We start from the raw sequence: 13,143 nt of genomic DNA on the forward strand, positions 1-13,143 counted from the left end.
TTATCCTAATTCTTCTCTCATTAAATCTAATCCTTCACGAATTATTTTCTGGTGAGGTTGTTTAGACACACAAATAAATTCTGTTACTGCAAAATCTTCTGGTGCAATTTCGTAAGCTCCTAATCCTTCCATTTCGTCAAGATCTTTATACATACAAGCTTTTAATAATTGCATCGGATAGATATCTAACGGAAATACTTCTTCATACGATCCTGTAACCACAAATGCTCTGTGCTCACCGTTTGTATTAGTATTTAAGTCATATTTTTTCTTCGGATTTAACCAAGAGAACGTAAATGCTCTTGAGGTAGAAACCTTGTTAAAAACAGGTTTATTCCAACCGAACAATTCATAATCGTCTCCTTCAGGAATTGCAGTTACTATATTCTCATAGTATCCTAAATATCCTTCTTCGCCAACCTGAGTACCACTTAATACGTTTCCGCTTATTACACGTGCATTATCAGCTTCTAAATTTCCTTTTACAAGTTCAGCAATACTTGCTCCTGCTATAGCAGTAACGTATTGTGGCTTGCTAAATTTAGATCCTGCTAAAGCAATTGTACGCTTCGCATTAAATTTTCCGGTTAACAACAACTCACCAATTACCACTAAATCTTGCGGAGTAACTACCCACACAACTTCTCCTTTATTAATAGGATCTATTTGTGCTATTTGAGTACTTACATTACCCACAGGGTGTGATTCTGATACGTTGTGTAACTCAACTCCTTTCATCTCTTTAAATGGAGATAATGTTGAGTCTTTTGCAATTGAAACGTGTACTTTACCTGCTGTTAGTTTTGTTAATGCAGTTAAGGCAGCCTGTAATTCAGCTTCTTTACCTTTTAATGCATAATCATAATCTGCTGCTAAAGGTGCACTTGCATACGCTGACACAAAAATGGCTTTCGGAGCTTGATTTGGATTTGCAACCACGTCGTACGGACGTTGTTTTACAAATGGCCAACAACCTGAAGCAAATAAGTGAGTTTTCACTTCTTCTCCAGACATTGCATCAATATCTTTTTTACCAAAGTCGGTATATTGCTGCTGTGCATCAGCAGTGATTTTTATTGCTAAAACTTTTCTTCTGTCTCCACGAACGATTTCTGTAACTTTACCACTTACCGGACTAGGAAATAAAATACGCTCATCACTTTTTGAATAAAAAAGTGCTTGACCTGCTTTTACTTCGGTACCTTCTTTTGCTAAAATTTTTGGAATAACGCCATGAAAATCGCTTGGCTGAATTGCAAATGTATTACCTAACGGAAGTTCGGTAATTACTTGCTCTGCGTCGCCAACGAGCTTGATGTCCAAGCCTTTCTTAATACGGATGTCTTTTGACATAGGAACTGATTAAATTGATTTTCTAAAAACAAGCAAATTTACAGATTTTGATTTTTTCGGGTAAGTATTTATATTTATATCTTTTCAATAGCTCTTTATTTATATCTATTCTAAATAAATATTTGTCTTTGGTCTACATTTTGATACATTTGCATTTATGATAAAACACTTTCTAATCTTCTTATTCCTTGCGTGCTACCAAACTGGGAATGCTCAAAATATTAAAACAATTCAATTACGACCAAAACACAACACCAATCAATTTTCGGCAATTGTTAGGTTAGGTGATGTTTTAAAACTGTCTTTTGATGATTTAGATGGTGATAATAAAGAATATCAATATAAAATTGAACACATGACCCATGATTGGAAGCCGAGTAGCCTAACTTCTAATCAATACATCAACGGTTTTAATGAAAACGAGATAATTAATAGCAGTAATTCTTTTAATACATTACAACTCTACACACATTATTCAGTCGAAATCCCAAATAAAAATACGATTATTACCAAAAGCGGAAACTATTTACTTTCTGTTTTAGACGACGATTATGAAGTAGTCTTTTCGAGACGCTGTGTTTTTTATGAAGATATTACTACTGTTGGAGTTGCTGTTTTTAGAAGTAGAGATGCGCAATCAAATCAAAAAAAGCAAACCGTTCAATTTACCGTGAATCATCAAAATTTGGTAATTAACAACCCTAGTCAAGAAATTAATACTGTTTTATTTCAAAATCATAACTGGAAAACGGTTATTAACAATATTCAACCACAGTTTATAAAACCTCAACAATTAGTATATAATCATACTTTTAAAACAAATTTTTGGGGAGGGAATGAATTTTTAAATTTCGACAGCAAACATCTGCGAAACACAAGTTTAAATATTGCAAAAACCGAAAGAAAAGAACTCTACCATAGTTATTTATACACCGATGAACAACGAATAAATAAAATTTACACCTACAACCCAGATATTAATGGGCAGTTTGTTGTGAGAACTTTAGAGGCCAATGATCCAAATACCGAAGCAGATTATTCAATCGTTCATTTTTCTTTGGATGCCTACGAACCATATGACAACAAAGAAGTTTTTGTATACGGAGCTTTTAATAATTATCAATTATCAGATGAAAACAAGTTAAAATACAATGCGATTGATGAAATTTACGAAGGTTCAATTAAATTTAAGCAAGGTTTTTACAACTACAATTACGCAACGTTAAACAAAAACAATAGCCTTGTTGATCTAAACGAAATAGACGGATCCTTCTATCAGACTGAAAATAAATACACTGTAGTTGTATATTACAAACCATTTGGTGGAACTTACGACAGAGTTATTGGTGTTGGAAACGGCTACTTTAACCAAAACAGGTAATATAGTTGACAAAAAACCTAAAAAAGTTTATATTTATAAAATGTTTCAACAAGTAACCAAAGGCATAAAAATAGCAATTAAGACCACCTTTAACGGTGTAATTTATCGTGGCTACCAACAATTTTACTCTTTTAGTTACTATGTTTCCATCGAAAACAACTCAAAAGACACCGTAAAACTTTTAGAACGTTTTTGGAAAATTTTTGATGCCCTTAATACTACTGAATTTGTAGAAGGAGAAGGCGTTGTAGGTGAAACTCCTATTCTTAACCCAGGAGCTACCTATAATTACAGATCTAATTGCTTTTTACTATCAACAACCGGCGCTATGAAGGGAAGTTACAAAATGATTAATTTTGAAACTTCAGAAGAGTTCATGGCCATTATTCCAACATTTCAACTAACCACTACTCCGACTTTAAACTAATGGCTAAAAAAACTAAACTTGCAATTATAAAAGAACCTAATTGCTTAAATTGTGGTTATCCATTTTCTCAAGATGAAAAATTTTGCCCCGAATGTGGTCAAAAAAATAAAGGTAAAAAAATTACGCTAGGTAGTTTTATTCGAGAAGTTTTTGCTGGTTTCTTTTCTTGGGATGCACGTTTTTGGAGAACACTTCTTCCTTTATTAATAAAACCAGGAAAAGTATCTAAAGATTATATTGATGGTAAAAGAAATCGCTATTCTAATCCGTTTCGTTTCTACTTAACTGTATCTGTTATTTTCTTTTTAATTATAGGAATGACAAAAAGCTATGATAAATTTAACGAATTACAATACGGTAAATCTTCTAACAAAGTTACATCACAAATAAAAATTGACGAGAATGGCGTAAAAGCACTTGAAGTAGATTTAGATTCCATTCAAGATGCCGTTTTTAAAGAACTTGACAAGAAAGATTCTGTTAACGCTAAGTTGATTAATCAAAAAATTGACTCTTTAAAAGTAGGTGGCAATTCAAAACAGTCAATGATGAATATTGGTTTTGATGAATCTGACAGTCTCATTAAACTGATGAAGTTTCAGAAAGAGCACCCAAAAGTTTCTATAGACAATGCGTTGGATAGCTTGCAAATGAAGAAAACTTTTGGAAACCGTTTTTTATACTCAAGAACTGGAGTTTTCAATACTTTTATTTCTAAAGAAAGTGAAACTCAAAAATTCTACCGTCAAATATTATCTTATGCATCAATAGCGCTTTTTATTCTATTACCTATTTTTACGCTGTTTTTACGAATTCTATACATCCGAAGAAAATTTACCTATGTAGAACATCTTGTTTTTGTTTTTCACACGCAAACAGTTTTCTTTTTGCTATTATCTATTTTTTATTTAATCGGCTATTTTAAAGATGCTGAATATTTACTGGGTATTTTCTTAATATTATTTACACTATACTTATTTATGGCCATGAAAAAGTTTTATGGACAAGGGTATTTTAAAACATTCTTTAAGTTTATAATGGCAAATTTTGTATTTTTCTTTTTAGCTCTTTTAGGTTCGTTCGCAATTTCATTTATTGCTTTTGCTTTGTATTAGATTCTCTTAACAATTGATACATATAACTTTGAAAAGATTCTTTAAAATTAATCTTTACTACCATTTTATTTGTACTTGTAACAAAAGCGTTAATCGTTTTTATAGGAAGTAAATATTTATTAGCAGTACGATAAGTTCCTTTTTCAGTTTCAAAATATTTTTCTGCATTAAAAAAAAACGAAAACTTATGCTTTTCATCTTGTTTAAAATTCGAAGCGATTTTATCTTTTGTTGAATATAAAAATAAGCTGTTTTTTTGCTTACTAACATACGTTTTAAAAAAGGGGTTTAAAACCAATAAACTATCAGTTTCTATATTTTTGATAGCCTCTTTAGAATATAAGTACTCCGAAAAAGTAGCCCCTCCTATTCTAAAACTCCCCTTAGGAATTACATTTTCTTGAATGATTGTTTTCGCTACTTTATTAAAATCATCATCGTATTCATAAGTTACTATGGTGTCTTTTTTATTAATAAAAGAGGCTAAATCCAGATCAAACTCACCATTCCATTTATTACGAATACTATCTAACGATAAAGTTGTTAATTTTTTTAAATTATCCTTTTGTTTCTCCCCTAGAAAATCGAATAAAAAGTGCTTGTTAATTTTCCCCGAAGCCTGCACCAAAGAAGTCGCACTACTTTTTGCTTTATATGGCAAAAAAAGACTGTTTTTTTCAGCTAACTCGGCATTTACAACTACTGTTTTCCCGTTGATTCCTAATTCAAAAAAAACACCTTTTGAAGTTGCCATTGCAATAAGATTCGTACTTTTTTTTATGTTATCAATAATTTTATCACTTGTTGATAAATAACCCTTCTCTTGCGATATAAAGCTCAATTTATCAGCTATATTTTTAATTTTTTTAAAACTAAATAACAACCTTACTTCATTATTTATGATAAAAAAAACACGTTGTTTATATGTAAAATATACAACCTTTTGTTGGGTATTTTTCTTAACTATCTTTTCTTGCTTAAAAAAAGCCTGTAAATTATTCTTGCTTTTCATCTTAAGTGCGCTACTAACCCAAGTATCTTTTAAATTACGCTCGTTTGTGTAAAAGAATACATCCGCAGGAATTTCTATAGCATCAAATAAAGATATTTTATTTTTAGGGTTCTCCTTATTTTTAGTTGTTTTTTCATTTGATTTAAAATACAAAAAAGGATGTCTTACGACATCCTTTAGTATATTATATTCGATCTCTCGTAAATTAACACGAATAACCGCATCTGCATAAGCAGGTATTGTATTGGTTATATTTACCGTTGGATTGTATCTAAAATATCCAACCGTAAACACGATCCCTAGTATAATTAAAATAGTAAATCCTATCTTTTTAAGCATCTAACTATTTTGCTATTTCGTTAATTACCTTAAATAATAATTTTAAAGTATTTTCTTCTTTACCTTTCGTATTTAATCGTAATTCAGACGAAATTTTATTTCCCTTTACTTTTGAAACTCTAAAACTAATATCTTTAACATTCTCTTTAGAGATACTTGCCATTTTACGTTCATTTCTACCAAACCATTCTGTTGGCATATTTTTAATTAAAGCATTAATATCTGTATAAACTACACTTGAGTTTCTTTTTATTAATTTACTATGTTTTGTTGCTTTATAATTTGCTCTGCCTGCTTCAATATTTATAGCTCTTACTTTTGATGTAGTTATATATAAAACATCATTTTTAATTACTGCATATATATTAAAAGGAAGTTCTTTACTTTTTTTAATAAACTCATAAACATTATTAGAAGCTATTATTGTTTTGTGCTTTTGACCTAATCTGAAGATTTTGTTTAACAACTCTTTTTCTTCAGAGCCAATCATCAAAGTGAAATCAGGCACTACTGTTTTTTTAGTTTTAGTTACTTCTTTACGTTTGTAATCAGCATCATATTTGTAAGTCGTGTAAGTAACATCTTTTTCTGAAAATCCATTTAAAACAAATAACGCATCGCCAGTAACTAATTTAGCAATCGCCGCTTCATCTACAAGTAATGATAATAAATCTCCAGCAACATCTACTTCTTCTTTAAACTTTGGTACAATACCACCGTACATTTTATTTATCATTTCTGGGTACTGCTTTAATAATTCTTCCGTATCCATCGAAACACTCCAAAAAGCCAATGCTTTATTATGATCGAAACTATTTATTAAAGTACTGCTCATTTTTTTGTTATAAATCTTTTTAAAAGATTTCGACATATCATCACTCACAGCCATATCTAACAAAATACTTGCATTATTTTCATTAAAAAACAAGTTTGCAGTAACCTCTTCTACGCCATAAATATTTTTACCTTCTTGTGGTATAAAATAATTCATTGAAGAACTTAAATTTCTACTAAAAGAACCAATTAAATCAGACATTAACATTCCATAATTACGAACCCAAAGCGTAGCAACTGAACCTTTTTTCTTTCCTTTTTGAAAACTTGAATTAGTAGCAATTCCGTTAGATGTTGAATTTTCTAAGATTGAAAAAGCATGTTTTTTAGTCCACAATTGTGCAAACCTTTTTCTAACCGAATATATAGATTCTCCTTCTTCTTTTAATTTTTCAAAACGGTCGTTATGTTTTTTTAAATAACTACGCGATTTATCTCCGTTGATAATTAAAAGAACATCATCATTCCAAATTCTTAATTCGCTATAACCTTGAATATAACTGTAGTCATTTTCTTTTTTAATCTTCTTAAGGTCTCTTTCCGATAACATAGATTCAAACAGTGCTTTGTCGTTTAATTCTACTAAGAAAGTATGATATGAAATACTATCATTTTTCTGAAAAAAGTAGTAAGCATTAGATGCAGTATCAAACCCTGCTTTACTTACCGAAGTAATTTTTTCTTCTCTTTTTCTATTGATATTTTTCAGTATCTCTTTTCCCATAATGCTTTCATTTACATCAGAAACACTTATTAAATCAAATAAATTAGTTGCATTTGCCATAATAACAACATCTGCATTATTAGGTATTTTGTTTTCTAATTTTTGGGCTTGTAAAACAACAAAACTGTTTACAAATAATAGGGTAGCAATAATCTTTTTCATGGTTAATTTTAATTAGTAAGTTGTATTTTATTTTTGATTGTTTGTTTGTTTGTTATAATATCCTGCGCATTAACTCGCAACATCACTGCTTTTTTACTTTTGGCAATTTTTGCTTGCTGGTTCGTACATGATTTTACTGCTGATTCAAATCGATAAACACTTGTATAACTAGCTGTTTCAAATACTTTACGATCTTTCATTTTTGCTTTCTGAAATGCTTTACCAATATTAAAATGATGACTACGAACAAATGTTTTATTAATATTGTCGTATTTAAAATGTTTGTGCTTTTTTATTGCCAATGCATCTCTTTTAGAACTAAAGGTTGATAAAATAGTGTTAAGAGCATCCACAGTATCAAAATTACAAGATATCGTAACAATAAATTCCTCAAAATTCAACGTGTTTTTTACAGTATGAATTCCTTTGGTGGTTTTAATTTTCTCAACAATTTTATTCAATTCCTTTCTAATAGTATTCTTCGATGGCACTTTATAACCGTTAACACTATCCAATAGCATTATTGATGCTATTTTAGTTTTACTCTTACTTAAGTTTATCGTGAAGGTAGCCGATCCTGAACCGTCTTTATTAAAAGATATTTCTTCTACAAATTCAAAACAACTTGTAAATAAAAAAAGGGAAATTAGTAACGAAAACAACAGTCGTTTTTTATGCATAGTTTTTTCTTGCAAAAATAATAAAAAACTTTGTTTCGCTATCCCTACATATAGCCATAATTAAATTTACAATACTTTACTTGTTTTGTTTATAACGACAATAACACCTATCATTTCTACAAGATAAAATTTCAATTTCACTTCGTTTTTATCCTGCTTTTTTTGGTTTTCGTCCTTCATATCTACTCGAAACAACTACAAAACCCTCATCTCCTAAAGGCAAATAAGTTACCGCACACATAATCTGTTTTATTTTGATAAACACCTCTTAAAAACACCTTAGTAATTACTAAAATAAATGGTAACTTTGTACTATCAAACAATTACAAATTGTTTATTAAAAGTAGCTACTTAATCAATGTAAATAAATAGCATTAGATTTTGTTTTTCACTTTTTAAATTAAAAATATTTTTAAACACACAAACAACATACTAAAATGGCAAGAGGATTTTTTAATGTTCCAAAAGCAGTAAACGAACCTGTAAAAGGGTATGCTCCTGGATCTCCAGAAAAAGAAGAATTATTAGCAACATACAAATCAATGTTTAACAGTAACGTTGATGTACCAATGCATATCAATGGTGAGGAAGTAAGGACTGGAAATACCAGAAATATTACACCACCACACGATCATAAACATGTAGTTGGTCAATACCACACCGCAGACAAATCTCACGTAGATGCTGCAATTTCTACAGCATTAGCTGCAAGAGAAGCATGGTCTAACGTTAGTTGGATGGAAAGAGCCTCTATTTTTTTAAAGGCTGCTGAATTATTAGCAGAGCCTTATAGAGCTAGAATGAATGCTGCAACAATGATTGCACAATCTAAAAACGTGTTTCAAGCAGAAATTGATGCTGCTTGTGAAATGATAGATTTCTTCCGTTTTAACGTAGAATATATGACTGATATTTTTAAAGATCAGCCAACATCTTCACCAGGCGTTTGGAACAGAGTTGAATACAGACCTTTAGAAGGTTTTATCTATGCAATTTCTCCATTTAACTTTACATCTATTGCTGCAAATTTACCTGCATCAGCTGCCTTAATGGGTAACGTTGTTGTTTGGAAACCATCAGATCACCAAGCATATTCTGCACAAGTAATTGTAGATTTATTTAAAGAAGCTGGTTTACCTGATGGTATAATTAACGTAGTGTACGGAGATCCTGTTATGATTTCTGATACTGTTTTAGCTTCTCCAGATTTCTCTGGATTACACTTTACAGGTTCTACACATGTTTTTAAAGAATTATGGAAACAAATTGGTAACAATATTCATACCTATAAAACATACCCAAGAATTGTTGGAGAAACTGGTGGAAAAGATTTCATTTGGGTTCACAACTCTTCTAATCCATTACAAGTTGCAACAGCAATGACAAGAGGTGCTTTTGAATACCAAGGTCAAAAATGTTCTGCTGCTTCACGTTCTTACATTCCTGCTTCACTTTGGCCAGAAGTTAAAAAACATTTAACGGCACAAGTAGGTGAGTTAAAAATGGGCTCTCCAGAAGACACGTCTAACTTTGTAAATGCAGTTATTCACGAAGGTTCTTTTGATAAAATTGCAAGTTATATAGATGCCGCTAAAGCAGATAAAGATGCAGAAATTATTATTGGTGGAAACCACGATAAATCTGTAGGTTACTTTATTGAGCCAACGGTAATTGTTACTACATCTCCTAAATACGCAACTATGCATACAGAGTTATTTGGCTCTGTTATGACAGTTTATGTTTACGAAGATGCTGAATGGGAAGCTTCATTAAAATTAGTTGATGAAACATCTGAATACGCATTAACAGGAGCTATATTTTCTAGAGATAGATACATTGTTGAAGAAGCATCTAAAGCATTAGAAAATGCTGCAGGAAACTTTTATATTAACGATAAACCTTCAGGAGCAGTTGTTGGTCAGCAACCATTTGGTGGCGCAAGAGCTTCTGGTACAAATGATAAAGCAGGTTCGGCACAAAACTTATTACGTTGGACATCTGTACGCTTGATTAAAGAGACTTTAGTAAGTCCTGAAGATTATAAATATCCTTTCTTAGGATAAAAATTATCTTAAATCATATTTTAAAACCTCATCAAATTTTGATGGGGTTTTTCTTTACAATAAATTCTAGCATCTATTTAACACTATTAAAAATCAATATTATGTATATTTATCAGCATCAAAAAACAATTCACACAAACAACAGTAATCATGTTTAAAAAAATTTTATTATTTACAGTGGTAACTTTATTTATCGCCTGCAATAAAAATCAAAAAGAAGAAAAAAAGAGAAAGAAACATCCTTAAATGTTCCTTTTGAAAAATTTGAATTAGAAAACGGACTTCAAGTTGTTTTACATACTGATAAATCGGATCCTGTGGTTGCAGTAGAATTGATGGTTCACGTAGGTTCGGCAAGAGAAATTGAAGGAAGAACTGGTTTTGCTCATTTATTTGAACACTTATTATTTTTAGAATCTGAAAACCTTGGTAAAGGTGGATTAGATAAAATGAGTGCACGTATTGGTGGTTCTGGAGCTAACGGATCTACATCAAGAGATAGAACAAACTATTTACAAACCGTACCAAATGATGCCTTAGAAAAAATGATTTGGGCAGAAGCCGATAAATTAGGTTGGTTTATAAATACAGTGACAGAACCTGTTTTAGCAAAAGAAAAACAAGTAGTTAAAAACGAAAAAAGACAAGCTGTTGACAATCGTCCGTACGGATTTAATCAACAAATTATCGATCGTAACTTATATCCGAAAGATCATCCGTATAACTGGCAAGTAATTGGATCTTTAGAACATTTACAAAACGCAACTTTAAGCGATGTAAAAGCATTCTTTAAAAAATGGTATGTTCCTAACAACGCTACTTTAGTTTTATCTGGTGATTTTGATCCTGCGAAAGCAAAAGAATGGGTTCGTAAATATTTTGAAGAAATTCCAAGAGGTGAAGAAATTACTCCGTTAGTTAAAAAACCAGGTAAAGTTGATGAATCGAAATTTTTATATTTTGAAGATAATTTTGCACGATTACCAATGTTAACAATGGCTTGGCCAACAGTTGAGTTATACCATAAAGATTCGTACGCCTTAGATATATTAACAGAATATTTATCTCAAGGAAAAAAAGCACCTTTAAATAAAGTTTTAGTAGATGATTTAAAACTTACCGCAAATGCTGGTATGTGGAACTGGTCTTCTGAACTAGCTGGTCAAACTCAATTAGGTATTCGTGGATTTAATAATGTTGATTTAAATGAAATTAATAAAGGAGTTACTACCGCTTTTAACAAGTTTGAAAAAGAAGGTATTTCTGACAAAGACTTAAACAGAATTAAAGCCGGATTAGAAACTGATTTTTACAATAGCTTATCTAGCGTTTTAGGAAAAGGAACAAATTTAGCTTCTTATAATACCTATGCAGGTGACCCTGGTTTTATCAATAAAGAAATAGATTTAACCTTAAACGTTACCAAAGAAGACGTAATGCGCGTTTACAATACGTATATTAAAGGTAAAAACTTTATAGCAACTAGTTTTGTGCCAAAAGGAATGAAAAACCTTGCGTTAACAAATTCTGAAGAAGCAATTATAAAGGAAGAAAAAATTATTACTGGAGCCGAAGAAAAATTCGACCCAAAGATTGCTGCTCAATATGAAAAAACACCTTCTAAAATAGCAAGAGCTACAGAGCCTGTTTATGGAAAATCGCCTGTTTTAAGTGTACCAAATGTTTGGAATGATGAATTAGCAAACGGAATTAAAGTATTCGGAATTGAAAATAGCGAAGTTCCTTTAGTTCGTTTCAACTTAGTAATTGATGGTGGTCAGTTATTAGAGAAAATGGATAAGTTAGGCGTTGCAAACCTTACTGCTCGTTTAATGAACCGAGGAACAAAAAATAAAACAGTTGCACAATTAGAAGAAGCTATTCAAGAATTAGGAGCATCTATTAGAATATCTGCATCAAAAGAAAACATTACTATAAGCGGTACTACTTTAGCAAAAAACTATACCAATACAATAGTATTAGTTGAAGAAATGTTACTAGACCCACGTTGGGATGCAACAGAATTTGAATTGATTAAAAAATCGGTTGCTGGTAATTTACGTCAGCAAGAAGCGAGTCCGACTACCGTAACGCAAAACGTATATAACGAATTGATTTACGGAAAAGATAATATCAGATCTAAAAACACCTTAGGTACCATTGCCTCTGTAGATAAAATTACTTTAGATGATTTAAAATCATTTTATAATAATTACCTATCTCCTGCTGTTACTAAAATGCATATTGTTGGTGATATTAATCAAGAAAAAGCAGTAGCTTCTTTAAATAGTTTATCTACAAAATGGGCTTCAAAAGAAGTTACTATTCCAGTCTATAAAACTCCAGAAGCACCTAACAAACCAACGGTATATTTTTACGATATACCAAAAGCAAAACAATCGGTAATTAGTTTTGGTGCACCTGCATTGGCTGTTACAGATAAAGATTATTATCCGGCTACAGTAATGAACTACATCCTTGGTGGCGGCGGATTTGCCTCTCAATTAACACAAGAGTTAAGAGAAGGTAAAGGATATACTTATGGAATTGGCTCTCGTTTTACAGGATCTAAAGCTGTTGGAGCATTTACAATTTCGAGTAGAGTTAGAACTAACGTTACGTTGGAATCTGCGCAATTAGTTAAAAAAATAATTACAGAATATCCAACCAATTTTTCTGCTAAAGATTTAGCTACTACAAAAGGTTTTTTAATTAAGAGTAATGCTAGACGTTTTGAAACCATGGGTGCTAAATTAAACATGTTAGAGAACATTAGTACTTACAACTTAAGTGCTGACTATGTTAAAGACAGAGAGAAAATTGTAAATGAAATGACCATTGAAAAAGTACAAGCGTTATCAAAAAGATATGTAAATCCTAATAAAATGATTTGGTTGTTTGTAGGAGATGCAGAAACGCAATTAGACCGTTTAAATGATTTAGGTTTCGGCAAACCTGTTTTACTGAACAAAACCAAAGAAGAAATTAAACTTTAATTATTATACTGATATGTAAAAACAACCTCTTCGGAGGTTGTTTTTTTTTGCTATTAA

Annotated in this window: 9 protein-coding genes; 5 read left to right on the top strand and 4 right to left on the bottom strand. The window is 31.0% G+C overall.

Translation table 11 applies throughout. The features are described from left to right. Positions 1–1,353 carry a Na(+)-translocating NADH-quinone reductase subunit A gene (locus PG912_RS12260; protein ID WP_275687754.1) on the bottom strand — a complete coding sequence of 451 codons (1,353 nt, stop codon included), beginning with the start codon at positions 1,351–1,353 and terminating at the stop codon, positions 1–3. Between the two features lie 157 nt (positions 1,354–1,510). On the opposite strand from PG912_RS12260, the gene PG912_RS12265 reads away from it, so the two are divergent. From PG912_RS12265 to PG912_RS12275, 3 genes are read left to right on the top strand one after another with little or no spacing between them, the layout of a single operon-like run. Continuing rightward, positions 1,511–2,734 carry a type IX secretion system plug protein gene (locus PG912_RS12265; protein WP_275687755.1) on the top strand — a complete coding sequence of 408 codons (1,224 nt, stop codon included), beginning with the start codon at positions 1,511–1,513 and terminating at the stop codon, positions 2,732–2,734. Between the two features lie 40 nt (positions 2,735–2,774). Beyond that, positions 2,775–3,161 (top strand): Co2+/Mg2+ efflux protein ApaG, encoded by a 387-nt coding sequence (gene apaG, locus PG912_RS12270; protein WP_260587090.1) that lies wholly within the window; start codon positions 2,775–2,777, stop codon positions 3,159–3,161. Then, positions 3,161–4,276: a DUF3667 domain-containing protein gene (locus PG912_RS12275; RefSeq protein ID WP_275687756.1), complete on the top strand. Its 1,116-nt coding sequence runs from the start codon at positions 3,161–3,163 to the stop codon at positions 4,274–4,276. Before apaG ends, PG912_RS12275 begins: the two co-directional genes overlap by 1 nt. Here PG912_RS12275 and PG912_RS12280 read toward each other — a convergent pair. Genes PG912_RS12280 through PG912_RS12290 form a run of 3 tightly spaced genes read right to left on the bottom strand, consistent with a single transcriptional unit; the run spans position 4,254 to position 8,027 of the window. After that, the gene (locus tag PG912_RS12280) at positions 4,254–5,627 is read right to left on the bottom strand and encodes a hypothetical protein (protein WP_275687757.1); all 1,374 of its coding nucleotides are present in this window, start codon (positions 5,625–5,627) and stop codon (positions 4,254–4,256) included. The genes PG912_RS12275 and PG912_RS12280 overlap by 23 nt on opposite strands. Before the next feature lie 4 nt (positions 5,628–5,631). Beyond that, positions 5,632–7,347 (bottom strand): hypothetical protein, encoded by a 1,716-nt coding sequence (locus tag PG912_RS12285; RefSeq protein ID WP_275687758.1) that lies wholly within the window; start codon positions 7,345–7,347, stop codon positions 5,632–5,634. An 8-nt stretch (positions 7,348–7,355) separates the two neighbouring features. Further along, on the bottom strand, positions 7,356–8,027 hold the full coding sequence (locus PG912_RS12290; protein WP_275687759.1) for a hypothetical protein: 672 nt from the start codon (positions 8,025–8,027) through the stop codon (positions 7,356–7,358). A gap of 437 nt (positions 8,028–8,464) precedes the next feature. On the opposite strand from PG912_RS12290, the gene pruA reads away from it, so the two are divergent. Both pruA and PG912_RS12300 read left to right on the top strand, forming a co-directional pair. After that, positions 8,465–10,090 (top strand): L-glutamate gamma-semialdehyde dehydrogenase, encoded by a 1,626-nt coding sequence (gene pruA, locus PG912_RS12295; protein WP_275687760.1) that lies wholly within the window; start codon positions 8,465–8,467, stop codon positions 10,088–10,090. Positions 10,091–10,407: 317 nt separating this feature from the next. Continuing rightward, positions 10,408–13,086, top strand: coding sequence for a M16 family metallopeptidase (locus PG912_RS12300; RefSeq protein WP_275687761.1), 2,679 nt, complete (start codon positions 10,408–10,410; stop codon positions 13,084–13,086). The last annotated feature ends 57 nt before the right edge of the window (positions 13,087–13,143 follow it).

The organism is Tenacibaculum retecalamus, from assembly GCF_027941755.1.
Classification (GTDB): Bacteria; Bacteroidota; Bacteroidia; order Flavobacteriales; family Flavobacteriaceae; genus Polaribacter; species Polaribacter haliotis_B.

Coding starts and splice junctions, on each gene's coding strand:
- PG912_RS12260 (WP_275687754.1), bottom strand. CDS start 1,353: ATGTCAAAAGACATCCGTATTAAGAAAGGCTTGGACATCAAGCTCGTT.
- PG912_RS12265 (WP_275687755.1), top strand. CDS start 1,511: ATGATAAAACACTTTCTAATCTTCTTATTCCTTGCGTGCTACCAAACT.
- PG912_RS12290 (WP_275687759.1), bottom strand. CDS start 8,027: ATGCATAAAAAACGACTGTTGTTTTCGTTACTAATTTCCCTTTTTTTA.
- PG912_RS12280 (WP_275687757.1), bottom strand. CDS start 5,627: ATGCTTAAAAAGATAGGATTTACTATTTTAATTATACTAGGGATCGTG.
- PG912_RS12275 (WP_275687756.1), top strand. CDS start 3,161: ATGGCTAAAAAAACTAAACTTGCAATTATAAAAGAACCTAATTGCTTA.
- apaG (WP_260587090.1), top strand. CDS start 2,775: ATGTTTCAACAAGTAACCAAAGGCATAAAAATAGCAATTAAGACCACC.
- PG912_RS12285 (WP_275687758.1), bottom strand. CDS start 7,347: ATGAAAAAGATTATTGCTACCCTATTATTTGTAAACAGTTTTGTTGTT.
- pruA (WP_275687760.1), top strand. CDS start 8,465: ATGGCAAGAGGATTTTTTAATGTTCCAAAAGCAGTAAACGAACCTGTA.